The sequence below is a fragment of the Paenibacillus sp. FSL R7-0333 genome, assembly GCF_038000365.1.
Lineage (GTDB): Bacteria > Bacillota > Bacilli > Paenibacillales > Paenibacillaceae > Paenibacillus_AQ > Paenibacillus_AQ silagei.
Window position 1 is genome coordinate 3,982,227 of the sequence record NZ_JBBOBZ010000001.1, and the last position, 23,060, is coordinate 4,005,286.

Sequence of the window (23,060 nt, forward strand, 5' to 3'; positions counted from 1 at the left end):
TTCCCCGGAGCTTGTTATTGCCGCTTCCATCCCCTATCATGGGAAATATAAGCTGCACAGCAGTTACAAAAAGGAGCTGGTTCGTATCTCATCCGTCGAAGAACACCGGAGCGAAGCCCCGGATTCAGTCGCTTGCTACATCATAACGGTCTCGGACACCCGGACCATCGATACGGACACCGGAGGGCCGCTGATCCAGAGTCTGCTGGAAGCTGCCGGTTACACCGTGACCGGCCGCACCATCGTCAAGGATGATTATGAAGATATCCGGGAGCTGGTCTACAAAAGCTCCGTTCATTCCGGCATCGAAGCTGTGCTTCTGACCGGAGGGACCGGCATTTCCCCCCGTGACACCACCTATGAGGCCGTAGCCTCTCTGCTAGACAAGTCGCTGCCGGGCTTCGGGGAGATTTTCCGGCTGCTGAGCTTCACCGAAGATATCGGCTCTGCCGCCATGCTCAGCCGGGCCATTGCCGGGACAATCGGCAGTACCGCTGTCTTCTCCATGCCCGGCTCCACCGGTGCAATCAAACTGGCTATGGAACGGCTAATCCTGCCCGAGCTGCGCCATGTCATGCGCGAGATCTACAAACGTTCGTGAGACGCAGCATGGCCGGACACCTATTTTGCCGGAATCTAGACGAATGAACAAGCAGGCTCCTGCATAACGCGTATACTGGCATAAGTCCACTGCGAAGGAGCTGAGTGTAATGAGAAATTGTCCGAAATGTCCTGCTGAAACGGTTACAGATCCCACACAGGTTGTATATGAAGATTACTATCATCCCCAGGTGATCCAGGTGGTCCACCATGTCGAGGTCGTCAGACGCCACCACTGTGTTCCAGTCCCTCACCATATCTACACTTATTCCGTCCGGGATGAAATGTGCGGGCCTACCGCAATGGTGCGCAGCAGAAAAAGATAGTCTAGTCTGCCTCTCCCGTCTATAAGATAGTATATTGTAAAAGACAAAACCGCCGTCTGCGCGTGAAAGATACGCGCAGCGGCGGTTTTGTCTTTTCCGGGAAGTCTATACGATTGGCGGGTCTGTATGAACGTCTGCATCGGGTGCTGTAGCCGCCCAGCGTGTGAAGGTGACCTGAAACCCGGCCCGCGTTGGAGCACACAGGAAGGGTCCCGCCTGGCTGCCAGTCTCATAAGGGAACCGGGCAACGCGGATAGTCCGCCAGGGATGATTCTCTGTTCGCGCTCTGAGGATTACCGCATCCTTCATCCGTGAAGCCCGCAGGGTAATCACTTCGCCCTTCCACTCGGGCACAGGGGACAATGACCAGTCAGAGTAACCATCCGTCACGACTGCACCTATATGGGGAACACCGTCATTCAGCTCAATACCGGCTTTGATCCATTGCTCACCGCTGTGCCATAGCATAATACCTGCCTGGTCGTACAGCTCCGTGAACCCGTCCAGCGCAAAGCTGATCTCTATCGCCTCTGCCTTATCCCAAGGGGCAAGCAGCGCATGACCGTTGTCATGCTGGAAGCCGTACATCGTCTTTTCCCAGTAATCGCTGCCTTCCGCTGCATGGGCCACCAGTTGACCGTCCGCGGTCCTGCTTGACACCGGTTCATTGCTCCATGCTCCATCCTGCCACTCTATGAATCTCATTACAGGTTCACCTCTCCTTGTCGTCTGCTCATCATTCGGTTGATCACTTCAGAGCTTACTATCATCACTATTATATACCCAATCATTGCCGGCGGAAGAATCATGAAGGTGCTCCGCGCCGCCGCCCAGCCCAAGAGCGGAGGCAAAAACGCACCGCCGGTGTAGGCCAAGGCCATCTGATACCCCATAATTTTCTGCGAATGCTCCGCTCCGAACCGGGCGGGCGTCTCATGCAGCATGCAGGGGAAGATCGGTGCCGAGCCGAGGCCAATTAGAATAAAAGCAACCAGTGAATATACCGCCGGAAGCGGCAAGGCCAGCAGCAGCGCACCCGCGAGTGAGATCGCCAGCCCGCCGCGAATCAGCGTACGGTTGCTGAAGCGGAAGGTAATGAAGCCGGTAATCAGCCGCCCGGCCGTGATTCCTCCATAATATAGCGAGACCCATCCGGCGGCCGTTGCCGGGGATACCTCCTTGACGTTCACCAGATAACTGCTGCCCCATAGCCCCACCGTAGCTTCCACTCCGCAATAGAACAGGAAGGTGAGCATCGCCAGCTTCACGCCCGGGATGCGAAGCACCTTGCTGCCCGCTAGGGATGCAGCAGCGGGTAGGGATTCTGCCTGCTCCGGCATCTCCGGAGGCTGCGGTCTGCTGCCCTGGCCCGCCCGCTTCCACAGCGGCAGACTGAAGAACAGTACCACGACTAACGCGAACTGAATCATGCTGACCGCGAAAAATCCCATTCTCCAGGACTCGCCATTCGCAATATAACGCGACATCAGGATGGGCCCCAGCATAGCCCCTATCCCCCAAAAACAGTGCAGCCAGCTCATATGATGCGCTTTGTAATGAGTCGCCACATAATTATTCAACCCTGTATCGATCGAACCGGCCCCCAGACCCAGCGGCAAGGCCAGCAGAGCCACCCACACGACGGAAGAGGAATAAGAGAAGCCAAGCAGGGCCAGAGCGGTTACCGCCACGCTGATAAAAGTGACCATCCCCGTCCCGAGCCGCTTCAGCACCACACTGCTGGCCAAGCTTGAGATAATCGTCCCGGCGACTACTATCATCGACAGCAGTCCGGCCAGCTCGACCGGCGCCCCGAAATCCAGCCGGATAATCGGCCAGGCTGAGCCAAGCATCGAATCCGGCAGTCCCAGGCTGATGAACGCCAGATAAATAATGATTAAGAATACCGTTGCCATGTTACTCCCGCCTAACCTTTCATTGTAGGTGAACTATCCCATCGATAGAGTTGCCAGCTTCTTGGAAGCGACTTTTTTTCATTTGAGTTTCCCCTCGTTACTATATCATGTTACATAATTATTTTATAATATTCTTCCGGGCTAGTTATAGCTGCAAAATAGCCCGGCAGAGTGACTCTGCCGGGCGGGTACTAACTTTAGCTATTGCTTGCTTATGAATGCTAAGACTCCAATAGACATTACACCTTACAAGTCTGGATGCTCATGCTTCGCCTTGAGGCGGCTCCAGCGGCGCTGTACTTCACCCTCGAAGCTGCGCAGGGCCGGTTCATTCTCCGGCTTCAGCAGATGGCGGGTCTTGCCCATCGTCTTCAGCCAGGCGGATACTTCTATCCGTTTGTCCTTATCTTCCGGGTTATAGGTGATATTGGTAATTCCCTGCTCTACTTCATAGAGCGGGAAGAAGCAGGATTCGACAGCCAAGGACACGATATCTGTGCCGTCCTTGTCGTCGCTCATCCAGTTCAGCGGACAGGCAATGAGAATCTTGCCGTAGACCAGACCTTCATTTTGCGCATACCACTGGGCCTTCGCCGCCTTCTTCAGCATATCCTGCGGATAAGCTTCACAGCCGGTAAAGACATAAGGAATATTGGTAGCCGCCATAATCTGCGCTGTATCCTTGTGCTGGGTCACCTTGCCCTGCTGGGTTTTGCCGATGCTTGAGGTGGAAGTCCGGTGTCCGAGCGGTGTCGAATAGGACTGCTGCGCCCCTGTATTCATATATCCTTCGTTATCATATTCCACGATGATCATCTTGTGGCCGCGCAGCGCTGCACCGATCGCAGGTCCCATCCCGATGTCCATCCCGCCGTCGCCGGTAACCATAACGAACGTGAAGTCTTCCTTCAGTCCCAGCCCATCAAGCTCACCGCGGCGTTTGCGTTCCCAGAACATCTCAACCACGCCGGACAGTGTAGCTGCCCCATTCTGGAACAGATTGTGGATGAACGTCGATTTATGGGAGGAATACGGATAGCCGGTAGTCGTTACCATCGCGCAGCCGGTGTGGTAGAGCGCTACGATATCCCCTTCGATCCCTTTGAAGAACAGCTCCAGCCCGGAGAAAATCCCGCAGCCCGGACATGCCCCATGTCCTGGAGACAGACGTCTTGGCTTCTTCATCAGCGAACGTACCGGCGGAACTCTGACACTCAGCTTGCCGGACTCTTCGTTCCGGGTTACCGTGATCAGGCCGGACTTCAGCTTATCGAAATCCATCGGCTTCAACAGGCGCTTCGGCGCATTCTCCGGCGCTCCCGGATTGTGGCCATAGTAATCAAAAGGTACTTCCACACGGTCTGCAACAACAGCATCCATTGCCAGTTGGAAGAAGTGGTGCCCATCCTCGGCATAGAAGTCTTTACCGCCCAGACCGTAGATCCGGCTGATCACCTTAGTCGTTGTGTTGCCATAAGTGAACAGTGCTGCCTTAATCTCGTTCACCATGTTACCGCCGTGTCCGCCGACCGAATCGGCACGGTCACCTACAGTAATGGCTTTGACATGCTTCAGCGCTTCAGCAATCTGCTTCTGCGGGAACGGACGGATCATGTTCGGGGAGATCGCCCCTGCCTTGATTCCCTGCTCACGGAGCTGATCCACTACGTCCTTAATGATCTCCGAAGCCGAGTTCATCAGGAAGACAGCAACATCGGCATCCTCCATCCGGTACTGCTCGATCATCTCATAATGGCGTCCGGTCAGCTCTGCGAATTCCTGGGCGATTTCTTCAAAGACTTCACCCGCATTGTACATCGCAACGGATTGCTGATAGCGGTTGTTGATGTAATCCGGTTCATTCATGTAAGGTCCCACAGTGACCGGATTATTGCGGTCCAGGGTATCGGTGAAGCCTGCAGGCGGTTGTTCGCCAACGAACTTGTGAACATCCTCACGGTGGGCAAAAGCCTGTACCCGGCGCTTCTGGTGCGAAGTGAAGTAACCGTCAGAGGCTACCATCACCGGCAGCCGGACTTTGGCGTGTTCCGCCAGCTTCAGCGCCATCAGGTTCATATCATAGACCATCTGCGGATCACGGCACATCAGGATCGGCCAGCCGGTGTTCAGGGCGAAATACAGATCAGAATGGTCTCCGTGAATATTCAGCGGTCCTGAGATCGAACGGCAGACCAGATTCATGACCATCGGCATCCGCGTACCTGCTTGTACAGGCAATTGCTCCAGCATGAACATGTACCCTTGAGCGCTGGTTGCGTTGAACACACGGCCGCCTGCCGTCGAAGCACCGTAGCAGATCCCGGCGGAGCTGTGCTCGCCGTCGGACGGTACCAGCATAATATCGTGCTGGCCACTGGCTTTCATCGTATCGAGGAACTGAGCCACCTCAGTCGATGGGGAGATCGGGAAATAACCCATGACATGATAGTTAATCTGATGCGCGGCATAGGCCGCCATTTCATTACCGGACTCGTATAGGAATTTCTGCTCCACCTTGGCGGAGCCTAGTTCTTTTTCATAATCAATAGCCACAATGTATTCCACCTTTCTTCCGGGTTTTAGACTGGAGTTACCAGATCGAACTGATGCTTCACGGCATGGCTGTCCGCATAGCCTTCCTGCTCCCTCATGCTGGATAATGCCGAGGTCGGGCAGGCACCGATGCATTTCAGGCAGCCTTTACAGTACTGGTAGTCAATACCGAGCAGGAACATCTGCGAACGGCCCTTGCGGTCCAGGCGCTCTTCCCACACGAAGCATTGGTCAGGACATACCGTGTCACACTGTGCACAGTTGATACAGGACTCAATCTCAAATGCCGGAAGCATACCGGAACGGGAGATGCTGAGATTCTTCAGGAAGCTGCTGCCCGGGTTCGTGATCGTACCGCCCATCGGCTGAGTCTCGTAACCGAGAGCCGAGATATCGGAACGAACATATTCCGGCATGCTGTCGCCGGCAGCCAGCTCGAACTGCATGAATTTCACTTCATTGTAGCCGCGCTCAAAGGTCGTGATGGCCGACTGGACGGCCTGCGGATATTTTTTGCCGAGCGACTTCTCAATGACGCCCTTCATAATATCCGTGTCGAGGAACGGGCAGAGCCGGAATAGTGCCCCCAGCATAGCCATATTGACGCGGTTCTTCTCCTTGAGTGCGATGCTGGTAGCATCGATCACCGCAATCGTGCCGGCCTTCATTTTCAGCAGCTCTCTGAGTTCTTCCGGCGTCTTGGCCGAGTTCACAAGAACGGTGCTGTGTTCATGAATTCCGCTGGTTACATTAACGGTCTTGGCAAGTGCTTCGTGAAATACGCCGACAACATGCGGACGCTCGACCGGTGAAGTATCGCGGATATGGGTATCCATATCACAGAAGCGGATGTGAGCCTTAACCGCAGACCCCTTCTTCTCCGAACCGTACGATGAGAAGCTGACGCCGTTCAGCCCTGCGCCGACCACTCCTGCTTCCGCCAGCATTTTACCTGCCAGGTTCGCGCCCAGGCCTCCAATGGATTCCAGACGAATCTCAAAGAATCCCAGTTCATTTACTATTGGCAATTGTACCACCGACATAACCCCTTTCTTAGTACATCCTTTTGACTTTTTCAACGATTGTAACTTGATTTTGCAAGCCGCGAAGTGACATATCTTGCATTTCCACGCTCAGGAAATCACAGTTCTTTATAGATTTATGCAGGTTTCTTTATACGCGACAGTGCGGTGTTATTTCAATAGAAGGAAAGCTTCCATGAAAACGACAAAATGTGAAGATTCTGTGTAATTCCGCGCTTTCCCAAGCAAACTGTGGATGAGATGTCATCCTTAATTTAGCAATAAAATTAAAAATTAAGATGTTAAAAATATCACAGAAATAATGGGTGACGCACAGTACCGGCAGCATCGTCAATGATCTTCATCCCTTTTAGGACTGTGTTTACTGTAGGGCAAAGTAAATGAATTAGGTCCATTAAAACAGTGGGCAGATTTTAGTCCGCAAGTTATGCAGACATAACTTTCTTCGATACAGTTGATTTATGTACATTTGAACAACGATCCGTCCTTGGAGCGTCCACCCAAGTCCTCGCTTCGATCCCACTTAAAAACAGAGGGCTATCCCATTGGGACAGCCCTATTAAATATTCAGCTCATATTAGAGTACTTCGTATGGGACAAAGTCTGACAGATGTAGACATAATATAAACGTTTCAAGGAAAAACCCATTTATAACCAGAACTGCTAGAGTGATAATCTTCTCCATAATCCCAGAACAAAATGCCTGCGACATCCCCATTGTAATCGGTTTTTCTATCATATCTGGCCCACACGCCTCTGCCGCACCGAATGTGGTCGGTTTTTCGACCATATCCGGCCCACACACCTTTGCCGCACCGAATGTAGTCGGTTTTTCGACCATATCCGGCCCACACACCTCTGCCGCTCCGAATGTGATCGGTTTTTCGACCATATCCGGCTGTTCGGTGAAATCAGCGAAGTCATTCCTATTACTGATCCAGAATATAGTCATCCTGCCGATGCTCCAAGACAATTCCCCTCAACTTTATGCAGAACTTATCCATATCGGACGTAAATCATAATTTCCTCTAGAGTAAAGGGCTGGAGTAACCCAGCCCCTCCTCATCAAACCGTTCGTGAGGTTTTCCCTCATACGGCTTTCCGATGTTTGTCATTCATGGGCATGCAGATTACAATAGCGTTTTTAGTCCGCACTTATTGGCCATATACTTGACCTCCGGGAATGAACTCATCCATCTCCTCCGATTTCTCTTCTTTGCATACCACCGGGTGAATCGCTGCAGAATATACCAATCCAGCTTCGCTAACCTCTTTTGGCTATACTTCGTGTAATAATAATTTCTCCATCCCTGTATCTTGGGATTGAGCCATTCCACTTGTTCCTCAAACGATTTCCAGCGCATGCCGGGTGGTGCTAATCGGTCTTTGACCACGCCCCGGATACGTTCCTCTGCCTTCTTCGTTAGCCACTGCTGTGTGGTATAGTACACCTTCCCTTGAGAGGTTTCTGCTTTCGTTTTTCGGTGGTGCATTCCTAAGAAGTCGAAGCCTTCGTCTCCTGTCCACAGACCTACAATGCGGGTTTTGGTCGGATGTAGCGTGAGTTCCAGACGTTCCATAATGTTGCGGATGAGTTCATACGCATGTTCCGCATCCTTTTTGGTTTTACAGACCACAACGAAGTCGTCTGCATACCTCGTCAGTTCTCCCAGCCCACTTCCGTGTTTCTCCCATAACCGGTCAAAGTAGTTCAAATAGATATTCGCCAGCAGTGGCGAAATCACGCCACCTTGGGGTGTCCCTAAATCGGAGCGCCGTACGTTTCCTTCTTCCATCACTCCCGCATGTAGCCACTTCCGTATCAGCTTCAAGATCCGCCTGTCATTGATACGCATTTGTATTAACTTCATGAGCTTCTCCTGATTGATATTGTCGAAGTAGCCTTGGATATCGATGTCGACTATCCAATTTCCTTTGCGGTTGCAGGCTTTACGAATTCGCTCCAACGCTCCTTTCGCACTTCGTTTCGGACGAAATCCGAAGGAGACTTCTTTAAAATCGGCTTCAAAGATGGGTTCAATCACCAGTTTCGTTGCCATCTGTAGGACTCGGTCACGCACGGTAGGGATGCCTAGCGGTCTTGGCTTCCCGTCTTTCTTTGGGATATAGTGCCGACGTACGGGCTGCGGATGGTAGCTGCCTTCTTTCAGTTCTCGCTCGCATTCCTTGAGGAATCTTGTTTCTCCTTGTTCTTCAATATCTGCGAGCGTTACGGCATCTACTCCCGCAGCTCCCTTATTCGCTTTCACCCGTTTCCAGGCTTCGCATAGCACATCCCACCGGTAGACTTTGTCGTACAAGGCGTGGAATTTACGCTTGTTGTTCTCCTTGGCCGCATGACCTAGCTTTTCTTGGAGTTCTTGAACTTTTTCCTTGGGTGTCGTTAGCCGTTTGGCATTCACTCACTCGTACCTCCTCCAAAAGCGTAAACAAAGCAGGGCTCCTTCCCTCCCTAAGGTTATGTTGTCCTTAGGTTCTTCGGTACTATAAGCCCCTCGGACTCCCTTCCCACAGACGGTTCATTTCGTCTTCTGGACTTATAGAGCGTCTCTTTACGGGTTCCTAAAAAAAAAATTTTTTTTCTTTTTTTTTTCTTTTTTTTTTCTTTTTTTTCTTCCGTGTGGGGGAGGGTCTCCCCAGTTCACTGCATTATCTTTCAATCCATGCCGTTCCCTATACGCCGGAGGATTCTTCACTGCTGTTCCAAGTTCTTTACAGTTTCCTTGGCCTTCGTCTATTGATTCGAGACTCGGCATCCTCTCTTCCCCTTCGCAAGGCCTTTTTGACGGCGCGGCAAGATTCACTTCATGTTGCGGCCTGGATTGTTGCTCGCCCGGTCTCTGACCGGTACTTTTGTCGATGCGCTTTTACACACAGATTTCGCCATGCGCAAGCATCCTAGCTACAAAGGTGGCTTGGTCCCTCCTTTGGTTGGACTTTCACCAACTAGATAATGCGTGCCTCTGGGCACGCAATCAATTAAAAAAGCAGCTTCACCAGTTTACACCGGGAAGCTGCCAGGGAACGCTTAATAGCCCCACCAGTTGCCTGACATGACAATCATCGAGAACAGCTTGATGCTGTCTTCATAGTAATCCTCTGCCGCGCTGTTCGCCGTATGGCTCCACAAGGAGTTCAGCCAGCTCTGGTTGGCGGAGGAGATCATTGCGCTTACGCCGAAGGGGGCATAGAATGCGCCGCTGTTATAGCTGCCGAAAGTGGTTCCGTTCAGCTTATAGCCGTCCTTGATGTTACCCGGCGTATTGCTTGCTTTGGTCTTGATCCAGCTGTTCAGCTGATTCAGCTGGGATAAGGCCCGGTTATCGCCTGTCAGCAGATAATCGGTGGTGATCCGCCACGGGGTGCGGCAGGAATTATAGTTATAGTTGCCGTCGTTGGCATCCTCCAGGAAATTAGCCGCAGCCGGCTTATAGGTATTGCTGGAGTAGACCACGAAGTCCGGCAGCAGGCCGGTGGTTGAGCTGTAGCCGGTGTAGAGGCTGTTGATTAAGGTGTAGGTCTTGTTCGTTACATTCTGCCAGCGGGCATCCCCCGTAGCAGCCTGGAAGGCCTTCAGGTGATTGAGCATGAAGTCTGAAGGGCGGGTAGCCGTATTGTATGAGCCGCTGTTCGCCCAGTCCCCGAGACGGATCGTCCACTGGGTCTGATTAATCTCATTATCCATGATGGCGTTAATCATATTCGTCGCAGCCTGCAGATAGTTGACGGTTCCGCTGCTTCCCCATTGCTTGTGGGCCAGCAGCAGCGAGAAGGCAATATCCATATCTCCGTCGGTTGCGGAGTCTTCCCCTTCGATATTCTGGAAGCTGCTGTTCTGCTTCCAGGACATCAGATAGGGGTTGATGGCGCTTGGATGTGCTGTGTAATAATTGTAGAGTCCGTTGTAGTAGGTCTGTGCGTTACTGTCGTAGCCGGCCATCAGCACGGTGAACAGCATGCCATAGCCATGTGCTTCAGAGACCGTCTCCCCGGCTGAATTATATTTCACATAATATTTGCCTGTTCCGGCAGGCTTAAGATATGCGCCTTTCCAGGCATCCCATTTGGTCTTAACGGCGTTATCCATGACGGTCTGAGTGACATTGTTCGGTTTAATGGTTCCGCTTGTATAGGTGGTGTGCTGCGGGAACGGTTTGTTCACAGCGGCGAAGGCAGACCCGGCAGGCAGGATAAATATGGCCAGACATAGAAGCATCAGACTTTTCCAGTGCAGCTTGCGTTTCCCTTGCTTGTTCATCATCCATTCACTCCTTGTGGTTGGGGTGGATACTTAAGAGAACCCATTGTATTCACAAACGGACAGCTGTAGGAAAAGCTCACCTCCTTACTGGATATTGAGGATGCTGCCTGCCGGACAAAAGTTAAAGCGCTTAAACTTTTGTCCCAAAAAAAATAATCTTCTTCTACCAAAATTGTAAATCGGAACATATTTAATATATTATTCCAGAGAATCTATGTCAATAAGCATATGGTCCTACGTAAGAAGTGCCCGTTATGATAGCAAATAGGAGCCTGCCCAGCGGCCTTCCTCCATTGATGCAGCAACAGCCCCTTCAGCCGAAAGACAATTCATCCGGTTGAAGGGGCTAAGTCAACATCTCTATTCCTGCACTACGGTCCGGTTACTCCACATCGGTAATCATATGCTCTGCAATCAGCTGCTGCTTGCGGTTCCATAGCTGTTCGCTGAGATTCACGCGGAACACTTCCGGGTTCAGCTTGCGCAAGTACTCCGGCCAGAAGAGGTCGAGCTGCTCCTCATGGTAACGGCGGATCTCCGCCAGCTCCGGCAGGGTATAGACCTGGAACCCGTTCACTACAATCGGCTCCAGCATCCGCACCGCGTCGTAACGCTCCACATGCTTCTTCATATAAGGATGCAGCGGGTTGAACAGCTTCAGCCGCACTCCACTGCGGGGTGCTGGCTCATCGGCGGAGCTGATATAATCAGCCAGCGCCTTGCCGTTCTGGCCGATAATGCGGTAGACTTCCTTTTTGCCGGGAGTGGATACCTTCTCGGGATTCGAAGAGATCTTGATCGTGGGGATCATCTCGCCGCTTGGCGCTTCGATCTCGACCAGCTTATAGACGCCGCCCAGCGAAGGCTGATCCGAAGCGGTAATCAGTTGGGTTCCGACCCCCCAGGTGTCGATAGCCGCCCCCTGCGACTTCAGGTTCATGATGGTGTTCTCATCCAGATCATTGGAGGCCACAATCTTCACATACTGCAGCCCGGCTTCATCCAGCATCTCGCGTGCCTTGCGGGACAGATAAGCAAGGTCACCGCTGTCCAGCCGGATGCCGTTCATCCGTTTGCCCTGCGCTTCCAGCTTCTTCGCCGTGTTGATCGCATTCGGCACACCGCTGCGCAGGGTATCGAATGTATCCACCAACAGCGTCACGCCGTCCGGCATTACTCGCGCGTAAGCGTCGAACGCCTCCTGCTCGCTCGGGAAGCTCTGCACCCAGGAATGGGCATGGGTGCCCTTCGTAGGGATGCCGAACTTTTTGCCGGCCAGCATGTTAGAAGTCGCATGGAAGCCGCCAACATAAGCGGCGCGAGCGCCCCAGACTGCGGCATCCGCTTCCTGCGCGCGGCGCGTTCCGAACTCCAGCAGCGTATCATTCGGGGCCACCTGCTTGATCCGTGACGCCTTGGTAGCAATCAGCGTCTGATAGTTCATGAAGTTCAGGATCGCAGTCTCGACAAGCTGCGCCTCCATAATCGTACCCTCGACCCGGATCAGCGGTTCATCCTGGAACACCAGGGCCCCTTCCTTCATGGAATGAAGACTGCCTTGGAAATGGAACTGCAGCAGCTCCTCCAGGAAGGCCGGCGCATAGTTCTCCTCCTGCTCCGACAGGTAGCGGATATCCTCTTCCGTGAACCGCAGCTCGGCAATATACTGGGCGATCCGCTCCAGCCCGGCAAATACAGCGAAGCCGTTGCCGAACGGCAGCTTGCGGAAATAGGCTTCGAACACCGCCCGGCGCTTGTGTGTACCATTCATCCAATGGGCATACATCATATTGATCTGGTATTTGTCTGTATGTAGAGCAAGTTCTCTCCTCAAGTCCTCATCTCCTAGTCATTCCACTGTTGTATTTGGGTTCTGTCTCTGCTGATGTGCTACTTCTCTATAGCGCCCGTGACAACCTTCGCGCCAAGACTGCCGCGGAAGTGTCCAAGCGCCCATACATGACCGTCAGGATTGAAGCTGGCGACGGCATCCTCATGCACCGTAATCCCGAAGCCGTGGTTGTAGGCATCCACTGCCGTATGCAGCACACAGATATCCGAACATACCCCGATCAGGTGCACCTCGGTAATGCCCCGTTCACGCAGCTTCAGCGCAAGATCCGTGCCGCAGAAGGCGCTGTAACGCGTTTTGTCCATCCAGTAGATGGCTTCCCGGTTCGCCTCGTAGACAGCCTTCAGGCTGCCGTACAGCTCACGCCCCTCGCTTCCCCGCAGATTATGCGGCGGAAACAGCTTGGTCTCCGGGTGGTACGGGTCATCCGCTTCATGCAGATCTACAGCCATCACCACATAGTCCCCGCTACGCACGAATTGTTCCGTCAGTTCACTGACTCTGGGCGCAATATCGATGCCGGGCTGGCCGACAGGCAGGTTCCCGTCAACGAAATCATTCGTGAAATCAATTACAATCAGTGCTCTCATGGTAGGATAGCCTCCTAAAAGGTTAATGGGCCTGCACTTCCCGGCAGCTTAAGTATAAATCGATAATAACGGCTCATGGTCCGTGAACATATAGAGCTGTGCCGGGCGCTGGGAGTATTGATTGGAGCTGAGCGGATTCCCCGCTTCATCGCTCACTTCTTTTAATATACCCTGACGGCTGCGTGTTGACGTAATTTTGCGGATAAAATTCGGTTCTTTGAATTCCGGCACCACCGTCTGAATCACCTGGTACAGCTCGCTCAGCGTGAAATGGCGCGGCAGAAACTGCCGGGCAATCGTCGTCTGCAGCATCTGCTGCTGAATCCGCAGGTAGGCATCGGTAATAATATCATGGTGGTCAAAAGCCAGCTCCAGCTCCTCCAGCGCTTCCTGCAGTGTGAACAGGCCAACCTCGCCTGCATCATCCGAGGCCTGCCGCTGCTCCAGCATCCACTCTTCCACCAGTGCAAAGAAGGCATGGCTGATAATCCAGCCGCGCGGATCACGGCCCGGCTGGCTGTAGACGCCGAGATATTCCAAATGCCCGCCGTCCACGCCGGTCTCTTCCTTCAGCTCGCGCGTAGCAGCATCATAGATCGATTCATCCTCCTGGCAAAAGCCGCCAGGCAGGGCCCACATGCCCGCACACGGCCATTTTTTGCGCCGGACCAGCATCACCTTCAGCTCGCGCAGCGGCAGCGTCTTCGTGACGGTCTTCCGCTCGCGCTTGGTCAGTGTAAACATGACAATATCCGCCGGAACGCCATCCGGAGTGCGGTACTTCTTGGCGTTATAGGTTTGTTCCGCGTTCTCAGTCACTATAGATCATCCTTTGCCGCAGCTATTGTTTGTTGTTCGTATCTTTTAATGTACCAAACCTGTCCGCCCAAAATCAACCGGAGCCGGCCCGCTGACTATGTAAAAAGGGACGGATTTACATCCGCCCCCGGGGGATTCTGCATTAATCTCCGCATGTGGAGGGCGGTGCCTCGGTGCCTGCTTCCACATTGATTTTATCAGAAACGGTATCCCTGATCACTGAAATCACCATCTGCAGCAGATAATTGATATCGCTCTGGCTCTGCTGGAACTCGTTCACAACCGGGATGCTGTCGATTTCATCCTGCAGCTCTTCAATCTCACGTTCAATCTTCGCGACCATCGCCTGGTTCTTGAAGCTCTCGAACGCCACGATCTCCTTCTGCTTCTTCTTAATCGTGGCAATGAGTCCCTGCACACGCTCGTGATTCAGAATCTTCTGCTCGGCCTGCTGGAAATGACGGACCTCCTCACTGGTGGAGATGAGTGCAGCCAAGTCCTTCGCCTTGCCCATAATATCCTCCCGTACAATCAAATCGCGGGTATTATGGGTCTGCATACCATATTCATTCAGTCGTGCTTCTTCCTGGCTCATTCTTCTCGCCTCATTTCTCTATAATTAGAGGACCGATGCGGCTTCCGCCTGATAGTCCCCTCTAATGTACCAAGTCTTCGCGCCGGTAATGCTCACCTGCACCAGCGTGCCGATCAGGGAGGACGGGCCTTCAAAATGCACCAGCTTACTGTCACGGGTACGTCCGGCCAGCATCCGGGCATTATTCTTGCTCGTACCTTCCACCAATACCTCCACCCGCCGGCCCAGCATCCGCTCATTCCCCAGACGGCTCTGCTCCTTGATCAGATCATTCAGACGCTGGAGACGCGCGCTCTTAACCTCTGACGGAACATTATCGTCCATCCCGGCTGCAGGAGTCCCTTCGCGCGGAGAATAAATGAAGGTATACGCCATATCATACCCTACTTCGCGCACCAGGGACAGTGTCTCCTCGAACTGCTCCTCCGTCTCACCAGGGAAGCCGACGATAATATCGGTAGTCAGCACCGCATCCGGCACGCCTGCCTTAATCTTACGGACCAGCTCCAGATAGGCTTCACGGGTATATTTGCGGCTCATCCGCTTCAGCACGGCTGTACTTCCCGACTGCACCGGCAAATGGATATGCTCCACCAGATTGCCGCCTTTGCCCAGCACATGAATCAGTTTATCGTCAAAATCACGCGGATGCGAGGTCATGAACCGGATACGCGGAATATCAATCCCCCGCATGTCGTCCATCAGGTCGCCGAAGGTATAATCAATGTCCGTAAAATCCTTGCCGTAGGCGTTCACGTTCTGCCCCAGCAGCGTTACTTCCTTGAAGCCCTGGCGGGCCAGCTCCCGCACCTCGGCAATGACATCCTCCGGACGTCTGCTCCGCTCCTTACCCCGGGTGAACGGCACAATACAGTAGGTACAGAACTTGTCGCAGCCGTACATAATATTCACCCAGGCGCGCAGCCCCTCCCGCTTCTTCGGCAGATTCTCAATGATATCGCCTTCCTTGGACCAGACCTCAATGACCAGCTCACGGCTGAACACCGCTTCCTTAATCAGCTCCGGCAGACGGTGGATGTTATGTGTGCCAAAGATCAAATCCACGAAGCCGTACCGGCTCATGATCCGGTTGACCACGCCCTCCTCCTGGGACATACAGCCGCAGATCCCCAGGAGCAGGCCGGGCTTCTCCAGCTTCAGTGTTTTGAGATGGCCCAGCTCTCCGAATACCTTATCCTCCGCATTCTCGCGGATCGCACATGTATTAAGTAGTATAATATCAGCTTCGCTGCGGTCTTCAGCCGCCCGGTAGCCCAGTTGCTCCAGCATACCCTTCATCGTCTCCGTGTCATGCTCATTCATCTGGCAGCCGTAGGTGGTAATATGATAGCTCTTGCCTGCACCGAAATCTGCCATCTCCGGCGGAATGTCGAAATGATATAGCACTTCAATCTCTTCCTTGCCCCGCCGCTTGCCTTCCTTGTAATCGGGCTGGCTGTTGATCTGCACGTTCCTGCCTTTGATCCGGTAAGTAGTCTTGCCTTCAGTCTCGCTGATGATCTTGGCATCTGTGAAATCGAAATACTGCCCGTAATCCTTGCTCCCCTTTGCCATGCTAAAGTCACATCCTCTGCTGATGTCCCCGTATTTTTAGAGCTTTTCTAGTGTAAAATTATATCATACCGCTCCCAAGATAATCCATTCTCAGAAGCAGGATATCCGCACAGATAGACCTTCTTGCAGTCAGCAGGAAGAGAGGGCAAGTCAGTAGTCCGACTATTGCTTCTTGTATAGCATCAGATTTAAAATAACTTCATTGCTTAGAGCTTCAGTATGAGGCACGCAACTCAGGAGTATCTCCAGCGCAACAAAATCACCCTTCGGGTGGATGAGATTACCTGCGCGCCAGCAAATGTATGTTGTTTTTCTCATACATTCTGAGCCCCTCATATACTTATGCGGCCTCCAGATCATTCAAAGAGTACTTCTCCCCACGCTATCCCCCCTTATCCACAACAGACGGATAATATAATTTCCTATACGACAAAAAAGCCCGGCCTTAAATGTAAGGTCCCGGACTTATTTATTACAACCAGCTTGCCGCCGGACGTCTTAACCCCCAAGCCTATAGATCAAAATTGATGCGTTGGAGTTGATCTGCGTTCCTCCGGCTAAGGTCTGTAAATTGATTGCAGCGGCACTGGAATGGTTCCTTAAAGTGATTACATCGCCGGGGACTACAGAGATAATCACCATCCCGGGGTTAGGCTGTGTTCCCGCCAATGTCATTAAGTTAAGATATAGAGCCAAAAACAAGAAAAAGGCAGGTTATCGAAAAGATAGCCTGCTCTTTTTTTGCACAAAAAAATCTTGACAATCCGTAGAAAACGTGTGGCGAAGCCCCTTGAAAAAACGAGGAGGTTACGCCAATGAATGCTTATGCAAATTCGCTGAAAGACAGACTGACATCTCTCATCCGTGAGATGGCGGCTGCCCCCGCGCCTTACGTCAGAAACCCGGGAAAGGATTTTACCCGAACGAAAAAACTACCCTTTGAAATGGTTATGCAAACCCTGATCTTTATGGGCGGCAACAGCCTCTATAAGGAACTGTTGGAATCGCAGGGCTATGACGTTAACACCGCAACTTCTTCTGCTTTTGTTCAGCAAAGAAATAAAATTTTGCCGTCTGCGGTCGAATCTTTGTTTCACACCTTTACCGCGTCCCATACGGAATTCAAGGATTATCGAGGCTATCGATTATTGGCCATTGACGGTTCCGATCTGCATATTGCAACAGATCCTGCGGACCCGTTGACCTATTCTCAAAGTCAGCCCCACTCGAAAGGCTTTAACCTTCTGCACTTGAACGCTGCTTATGACCTCTGTAACCGGCTTTACGTGGACGCCATCCTTCAACCTCGAAAGCTGCGCAACGAAGGAAGGGCGCTGTCCACGATGGTGGATCGGTCCCCTATTCAGGGGAACGTCATTGTGTTGGCGGATCGAGGATTGGAAAGCTACAATACGTTCGCGCATCTGGAACGGAAAGGATGGAAGTACGTCATACGGGTCAAGGATTTGCATTCGAATGGCATTCTTTCGGGCTTGCACTTGACCTTTGAAGGGGCGTTTGATCAGGAGATTCACCTGACGCTGACTAAAAAACGAACGAAAGCGTTCAGGGATCACCCCGAAATCTATAAAATTCTTCCGGCCACCTCTAGCTTTGATTTTCTGGACATGCAAAAGAACCTGTTTTACCCGATTTCCTTTCGGGTGGTTCGTTTCCTCCTGCCCAGTGGCGATTATGAAACCGTCATTACCAATCTACCGGCTGCTGAATTCTCACCGGATGAACTCCGGGAACTGTATCACCTGCGATGGGGGATTGAGACCTCTTTCCGGGCCTTAAAATACACCATCGGTCTGACCCATTTTCACGCAAAGAAGCAAGAGTCCATTACCCAAGAGATATTCGCAAGAATGATCCTCTACAATTTCGCTGAAATGATTACCTCGCACGTAGTCATTTCCCAAAAGGATAAACGGCACCTCTACCAAGTCAACTTCACGGTGGCCGTTCACGTCTGTAGACATTTCCTGCGCTCCAAGGGCGATGGACCCCCGCCTGATGTGGAAGCTTTGATTCGCAAAAATATTTTGCCGATTCGTCTCACCCGTCCTGGGCAAAGGAATACACGCAGAATACGTAGCAAATCCGCCATTAGCTTCGTCTACAGAGTAGCATAATTCGGTTCGCATGAACATTTTTTTAAGTGGATCTTCCATCCGCTTTGTTTGCTATGCGCTTTTTTCCTTCCTTACACCAAAAACAAACGGCATAGGACGTTTCCCCCATACCGTTTTGGATTCTCTTTATTAATTCCAAACTTATCTTTGAACTTATCTTAATGACATTGGTGTTCCCGCTCCTGAACCATAGACGCTGCCACCTACAGGTGCACCGTTCAGATACAAAGTGAACTGATTCGGTTCCACTGCGGTGACAATGAAGATTACCGCATAATCTCCTGCATTCTCAACATTAATCTGAGCTGTATTAGGGGTATGCGAGAAGCCGACAAGACTCTCATTGCTGTCAAAAGTAACATCTGCTTCCGTAGCCACGGTCTGGGCCCCCGTATTGAAAATATAGGCATAAGATGAGGCCAGTGCGCCTGTCGCTCCGGTGACTCCTGTTGCGCCCGTTGCTCCAGTGGCTCCTGTCACCCCCGTTACTCCCGTAACACCTGTGACACCCGTAACACCTGTGGCACCCGTTGCACCCGTTACTCCCGTGGCTCCCATTACACCCGTCGCACCCGTCGCCCCCGTTACTCCCGTGGCTCCCGTTACCCCCGTCACACCCGTGGCACCCGTTACTCCCGTCGCACCCGTCACACCCGTTACACCCGTCACACCTGTGGCACCCGTTACACCTGTGGCACCCGTTACACCTGTTACTCCCGTGGCTCCCGTTACCCCCGTCGCACCCGTGGCTCCCGTTACTCCCGTCGCACCCGTGGCTCCCGTTACCCCGGTAGCTCCGGTGACTCCTGTTGCCCCTTCTCCCAGCAACTCCTGCGAGACCAGCCGGTGTGCTGTCACCAACTGCCCGCTGGCATTTTGCCCCCATAGGGACACCTGCGCTTCGGAGACTGCCGTTCCTGTCGTGTTGAACACGAATTCAAAAGCATCCAGGTCCGCATAGTAAATTTTGGTAACCACTTGGGAGGGGGCCACACTGATCTCCTCCTGCACATATAAGGTGCGTATGCCGTTCAGGGTATAACCCAAAATAAGAATATCGAAGAATCCGGTTATATTACGGCCGTCTATTTTGAGTGTTACCCTTTGAGTCGGGCGGGTCCCCGTATTGCTTGCAATATTATTCTCAATCGGTCCTGTAGATAAAATTGCCATTTTCCAGCTCCCCTCTCAAGCTAAATCCAGCTATATTAATAGTAGTATTCGAGAGAAAACAGAAGAGTGTTGGCATATTGGCATTATTATTCAAAGATTCACCCGCAAAAAAACACCCCATGCGGGCAGCCATGAGCTGATAGACTTGAAGTCTAACCTAATGGCTTGGCACAGGGTGTTACAGATCAAGCTCTATTGATTAATACAATGTCTTGGTAGACTCCGAGGTGAACGGAATAATCTCGTTAATTTTGCCTGCCTGTACCTTGGCAGGCCAAGCCGGATCGCTGATCAAGGCTCTGCCTACCGCCACCAGATCGAACTCTCCCTTATCCAGCCGGAGCAGCAGCCGCTCAAGGTTGTTATCCTCATTCTTCTCCATAACCGCACTGGTGAATGCGCTGTCCAGGCCGACAGAGCCCACTGTAATCGCCGGTTTGCCCGTAATCTTCTTCGTCCAGCCTGCCAGGTTAAGCTCCGAGCCTGCGAATTCCGGCTCCCAGAACCGCCGGGTCGAGCAGTGGAAGATATCTACCCCAGCATTGCTGAGCGGGGTCAGGAAACGGGCCAGATCCTCCGGCGTCTCCGCCAGCTTAGCGTCATAGGCCCCGCTCTTCCACTGCGAGAAGCGGAGTACGATCGGGAAATCCGGTCCTACCGCACGGCGGCAGGCATCGATTACTTCCACCGCGAAGGTGGTGCGGGCTTCCAGATCGCCGCCGTATTCATCGGTGCGGCGGTTGGTCTTCTCCCAGAAGAACTGGTCGATCAGATAGCCGTGGGCGCCGTGCAGCTCAATGCCGTCGAACCCGATAGCTTTGGCTGCCTTCGCTGCCTTGGCGAAGGCACTGACGATGGCCTGAATCTCGCTCTTAGTCATCGGCTCTGTGACTTGCTCTCCGGCCAGATTCAGCCCGGACGGGCCGATCGGCAGCGCCGAAGCATTAGGCCCCTCACCGATCTTGCGGGCCATGCCGACATGCCAGAGCTGAGGCATAATCTTGCCTCCGGCGGCATGCACCTCACGCACGACTTGCGCCCATCCCTCCAGAGCGTCTTCGCCATGGAAGTTCGGGATATCCTGATGGCTGACCGCCGCCGGATGATCGATGGCTGTGCCTTCGGTAATGATCAGGCCCACCCCACCTTCCGCGCGGCGGCGGTAATACGCCGCCACTTCAGGGCCAGGTACGCCCTCAGGAGAATGCACCCGGGTCATCGGCGCCATCACCACACGGTTACTGAGGGACAAGCCTCCGTATTCAAAAGGTTCAAACAATGCAGCAGCATTCATAATTCACTAGCCTCCATTTCATACGATGATTACTTACTTGATGATTACTTTAAGTAAGCATAGTATGACGGTTCCCGGCGGCAAATGCAAATGACTGCCAGTTCAAGAGATTTGATAAGTCTTATAAGTCCAGCACTCCAGCTTTTGGAGTCACTCGGAAGGCTGCAGCCAGATCTGCCAGCTGCTGATCAGTGATCTTCTGCCGAATCTCTCTTCCGCCGATCAGGTTATAGACAATCGCGGCCTTTTCAATCGTTTCAACCAGTCCGAAGGTGGCATCCATCGTCGCCCCGGTCACAAAGATCCCATGCTGCGGCCAGATGACTACGCGGTACTCCTTCATTTTATCCGCGGTAGCCCGGCCGATCTCGCTGCTCCCCGGCACCATCCAGGGAATGACGCTGACGCCATCCGGGAAGACCACCAGACATTCTGTGCACATCTCCCACAGCGTCTTGGTGAATTTCAGCTCATCCAGATCATGGGTGAAGGTCATGGCAATTACATTTGTTGCATGGGTATGCAGCACAATCCGGTGCGCCGGATCTACCTTCAGCCGTTCGATATGGCTCATAAAGTGGGAAGCCAGCTCACTGGTCGGAACAGCGCCATTACGCAATCCCCATAACACCTCCACACTCTCACCGCTGCTGCTGACACGCAGCACACCCAGATTGGCCTCCGGGTCCTTGATCACATTACGGAAATACTTGCCTGATCCGGTAACGATGAAGTATTTGCCCGCCAGCTCGGCTACAGGGAAGGTAAGGCTGATCGTGCGCAGCGGCTCGCGGATATTGATATACTTGGCTACCTCTTCTTCATCCAGGAGGTAACTGACGTTGCCCCCGTTCAGCTCATCCCAGCCCAGCGACCACATGTGATGGGTAATTTCGGACATTTCCTCGATAAAAGGCGCGGTGACGCCGGATATATACCCTTTGGATTCAATTACGGAAGTACTCATATGCTCTCTCCTTCTATATGCACGCTAAGCGTGCGGGTACTTGTTATTTCAGCAGTCATTGTGATTTCAGTAGCCTGATCTTATCTTAAAGCCAATACATCCTGTTCATAGCGCTTCACTTCAGCCAGCCATTGCTCACGGACCGGGGTCCCCTGCGAAGCGCAGTAGTAATCCCAGACAGCACCGAACGGGTAGGACTTGAATTCTTCCACCAGAGCCAGCCGTGAGGTGTAATCTCCGGCCCGTTCAATGGCCCGAAGCTCCTCTACCGGCTCCAGCATAGCGCGCAGCAGCGCCTTGATCGTATTGCGCGTGCCGATTACCCAAGCCGCCAGGTGATTGATACTGCCGTCGAAGAAGTCCAGCCCGATATGCGTGCGCGGCAGCAGATCCCCGCGAACCAGCTCGCGGGCAATCTCCAGCAGCTCATCGTCCATCGTGACCACATGATCGCTATCCCAGCGGACCGGTCTGCTGACATGCAGCAGCAGCTGCTCGCTGAACATCAGGATGGAGCTGAGCTTGTTCGAGATCACTTCCGTCGGATGGAAATGCCCGGCATCCAGGCAGATTGCCTTGCCGCGTGTAAGGGCGTAGCCCATGTAGAACTCATGTGATCCGACCACGTAGCTCTCCGAGCCGATGCCGAACAGCTTGCTCTCCACGGCATCGATAGTATACTGCGGATCCATCTCCTCGCTGAAGATTTCGTCCAGCGATTCCTTCAGTCGCATGCGCGGTGCCAGCCGGTCCACCGGAGTATCCTTGTAGCCGTCAGGCACCCAGAAATTCGTCACACACGGCTGGCCCAGTTCGCGGCCGAAGTGCTCAGCAATGCTGCGGGAAGCCTTGCAATGCTTAATCCAGAAGCTGCGGATCTCTTCGTCCGCATGGCTCAGGGTGAACCCGTCTGCCGCCTTCGGATGCGAGAAGCAGGTCGGATTGAAATCAAGGCCTAAGCCCTGCTCCTTGGCCCATTCCACCCAATTCTTGAAATGGCGCGGCGCCAGCTCATCCAGATCCACCTGCTCCTTCGTATCGGCATAGATCGCATGCAGATTGACCTTATGCTTGCCGGGAATCAGCGAGAGGGCCTTCTCCAGATCCTGACGCAGCTCATCCGGTGTACCGGCCCGTCCGGGGTAGCTGCCGGTCACGGCAATGCCGCCGCTCAGCTCTTTATCCTTGAACAAAAAGCCCCGTACATCATCGCCCTGCCAGCAGTGCAGCGATACTTTGATCTGCGCCAGCTTCTCCAGTACCTCATCCGTTTGAATTCCATGGGCTGCATATAATTTCTTGGCTTCGTTGTAGTTGTTAATGATGCTCTGATCCAT

The 23,060-nt window shown here is 52.9% G+C and carries 20 protein-coding genes and 1 pseudogene; 3 read left to right on the forward strand and 18 right to left on the reverse strand.

All coding sequences use genetic code 11. The features are described from left to right. Nucleotides 1-85 precede the first annotated feature (85 nt). Entirely contained in the window at nt 86-601 is a 516-nt protein-coding gene (locus tag MKY86_RS16640; RefSeq protein ID WP_143803890.1) for a molybdopterin-binding protein, read from the forward strand. A 109-nt stretch (nt 602-710) separates the two neighbouring features. Continuing rightward, nucleotides 711-926, forward strand: a complete 216-nt coding sequence (locus MKY86_RS16645; RefSeq protein ID WP_076085176.1) for a hypothetical protein — start codon at nt 711-713, stop codon at nt 924-926. Between the two features lie 105 nt (nt 927-1,031). Here the strand turns inward: MKY86_RS16645 and MKY86_RS16650 are convergent, their stop codons facing one another. The 14 genes and pseudogenes from MKY86_RS16650 to MKY86_RS16715 all read right to left on the reverse strand — a co-directional run. Then, nucleotides 1,032-1,631 (reverse strand): DUF1349 domain-containing protein, encoded by a 600-nt coding sequence (locus MKY86_RS16650; RefSeq protein WP_076085173.1) that lies wholly within the window; start codon nt 1,629-1,631, stop codon nt 1,032-1,034. Next, nucleotides 1,631-2,842, reverse strand: coding sequence for an MFS transporter (locus tag MKY86_RS16655; RefSeq protein ID WP_076085170.1), 1,212 nt, complete (start codon nt 2,840-2,842; stop codon nt 1,631-1,633). The genes MKY86_RS16650 and MKY86_RS16655 overlap by 1 nt, the downstream gene beginning before the upstream one ends. Nucleotides 2,843-3,088: 246 nt before the next feature. Continuing rightward, nucleotides 3,089-5,395, reverse strand: coding sequence for a thiamine pyrophosphate-dependent enzyme (locus MKY86_RS16660; protein WP_076085167.1), 2,307 nt, complete (start codon nt 5,393-5,395; stop codon nt 3,089-3,091). Between the two features lie 26 nt (nt 5,396-5,421). After that, nucleotides 5,422-6,432 (reverse strand): 2-oxoacid:acceptor oxidoreductase family protein, encoded by a 1,011-nt coding sequence (locus MKY86_RS16665; protein ID WP_076085236.1) that lies wholly within the window; start codon nt 6,430-6,432, stop codon nt 5,422-5,424. A gap of 583 nt (nt 6,433-7,015) precedes the next feature. Further along, nucleotides 7,016-7,390: a hypothetical protein gene (locus MKY86_RS16670; RefSeq protein ID WP_143803888.1), complete on the reverse strand. Its 375-nt coding sequence runs from the start codon at nt 7,388-7,390 to the stop codon at nt 7,016-7,018. 178 nt (nt 7,391-7,568) lie between these two features. Continuing rightward, complete coding sequence (gene ltrA, locus MKY86_RS16675) at nt 7,569-8,861, reverse strand: group II intron reverse transcriptase/maturase (protein ID WP_340827242.1); 1,293 nt, start codon at nt 8,859-8,861, stop codon at nt 7,569-7,571. A gap of 150 nt (nt 8,862-9,011) precedes the next feature. Continuing rightward, nucleotides 9,012-9,215: a hypothetical protein gene (locus MKY86_RS16680; RefSeq protein ID WP_340825766.1), complete on the reverse strand. Its 204-nt coding sequence runs from the start codon at nt 9,213-9,215 to the stop codon at nt 9,012-9,014. Between the two features lie 272 nt (nt 9,216-9,487). Next, nucleotides 9,488-10,720, reverse strand: coding sequence for a glycosyl hydrolase family 8 (locus MKY86_RS16685; protein ID WP_340827244.1), 1,233 nt, complete (start codon nt 10,718-10,720; stop codon nt 9,488-9,490). Nucleotides 10,721-11,102: 382 nt separating this feature from the next. Beyond that, nucleotides 11,103-12,554, reverse strand: a complete 1,452-nt coding sequence (locus tag MKY86_RS16690; RefSeq protein WP_036724857.1) for a nicotinate phosphoribosyltransferase — start codon at nt 12,552-12,554, stop codon at nt 11,103-11,105. Nucleotides 12,555-12,610: 56 nt separating this feature from the next. Next, nucleotides 12,611-13,162, reverse strand: a complete 552-nt coding sequence (locus MKY86_RS16695) for a cysteine hydrolase family protein (protein ID WP_076086826.1) — start codon at nt 13,160-13,162, stop codon at nt 12,611-12,613. Between the two features lie 48 nt (nt 13,163-13,210). After that, entirely contained in the window at nt 13,211-13,981 is a 771-nt protein-coding gene (locus MKY86_RS16700) for an NUDIX domain-containing protein (protein ID WP_036699096.1), read from the reverse strand. 142 nt (nt 13,982-14,123) lie between these two features. Then, nucleotides 14,124-14,576 (reverse strand): RicAFT regulatory complex protein RicA family protein, encoded by a 453-nt coding sequence (locus MKY86_RS16705; protein ID WP_076086829.1) that lies wholly within the window; start codon nt 14,574-14,576, stop codon nt 14,124-14,126. Between the two features lie 24 nt (nt 14,577-14,600). Then, nucleotides 14,601-16,151, reverse strand: coding sequence for a tRNA (N6-isopentenyl adenosine(37)-C2)-methylthiotransferase MiaB (gene miaB / locus MKY86_RS16710; RefSeq protein WP_076086832.1), 1,551 nt, complete (start codon nt 16,149-16,151; stop codon nt 14,601-14,603). A gap of 498 nt (nt 16,152-16,649) precedes the next feature. Next, nucleotides 16,650-16,817 (reverse strand): annotated as a pseudogene (locus MKY86_RS16715) (BclA C-terminal domain-containing protein); the annotation flags it as partial. Nucleotides 16,818-16,966: 149 nt separating this feature from the next. Here MKY86_RS16715 and MKY86_RS16720 point away from each other — a divergent pair. Beyond that, nucleotides 16,967-18,289, forward strand: a complete 1,323-nt coding sequence (locus tag MKY86_RS16720) for an IS4 family transposase (protein ID WP_076086935.1) — start codon at nt 16,967-16,969, stop codon at nt 18,287-18,289. 153 nt (nt 18,290-18,442) lie between these two features. On the opposite strand, the gene MKY86_RS16725 is transcribed toward MKY86_RS16720, so the two are convergent. The 4 genes from MKY86_RS16725 to rhaA all read right to left on the reverse strand — a co-directional run bounded on the left by MKY86_RS16725 (nt 18,443) and on the right by rhaA (nt 23,060). Continuing rightward, nucleotides 18,443-19,462 carry a hypothetical protein gene (locus MKY86_RS16725; RefSeq protein ID WP_076078783.1) on the reverse strand — a complete coding sequence of 340 codons (1,020 nt, stop codon included), beginning with the start codon at nt 19,460-19,462 and terminating at the stop codon, nt 18,443-18,445. A 199-nt stretch (nt 19,463-19,661) separates the two neighbouring features. After that, complete coding sequence (locus MKY86_RS16730; protein WP_076078782.1) at nt 19,662-20,756, reverse strand: NADH:flavin oxidoreductase; 1,095 nt, start codon at nt 20,754-20,756, stop codon at nt 19,662-19,664. 121 nt (nt 20,757-20,877) lie between these two features. Continuing rightward, complete coding sequence (gene rhaD, locus MKY86_RS16735) at nt 20,878-21,723, reverse strand: rhamnulose-1-phosphate aldolase (RefSeq protein ID WP_076078780.1); 846 nt, start codon at nt 21,721-21,723, stop codon at nt 20,878-20,880. Between the two features lie 80 nt (nt 21,724-21,803). Continuing rightward, nucleotides 21,804-23,060, reverse strand: a complete 1,257-nt coding sequence (gene rhaA / locus MKY86_RS16740; RefSeq protein WP_076078779.1) for an L-rhamnose isomerase — start codon at nt 23,058-23,060, stop codon at nt 21,804-21,806.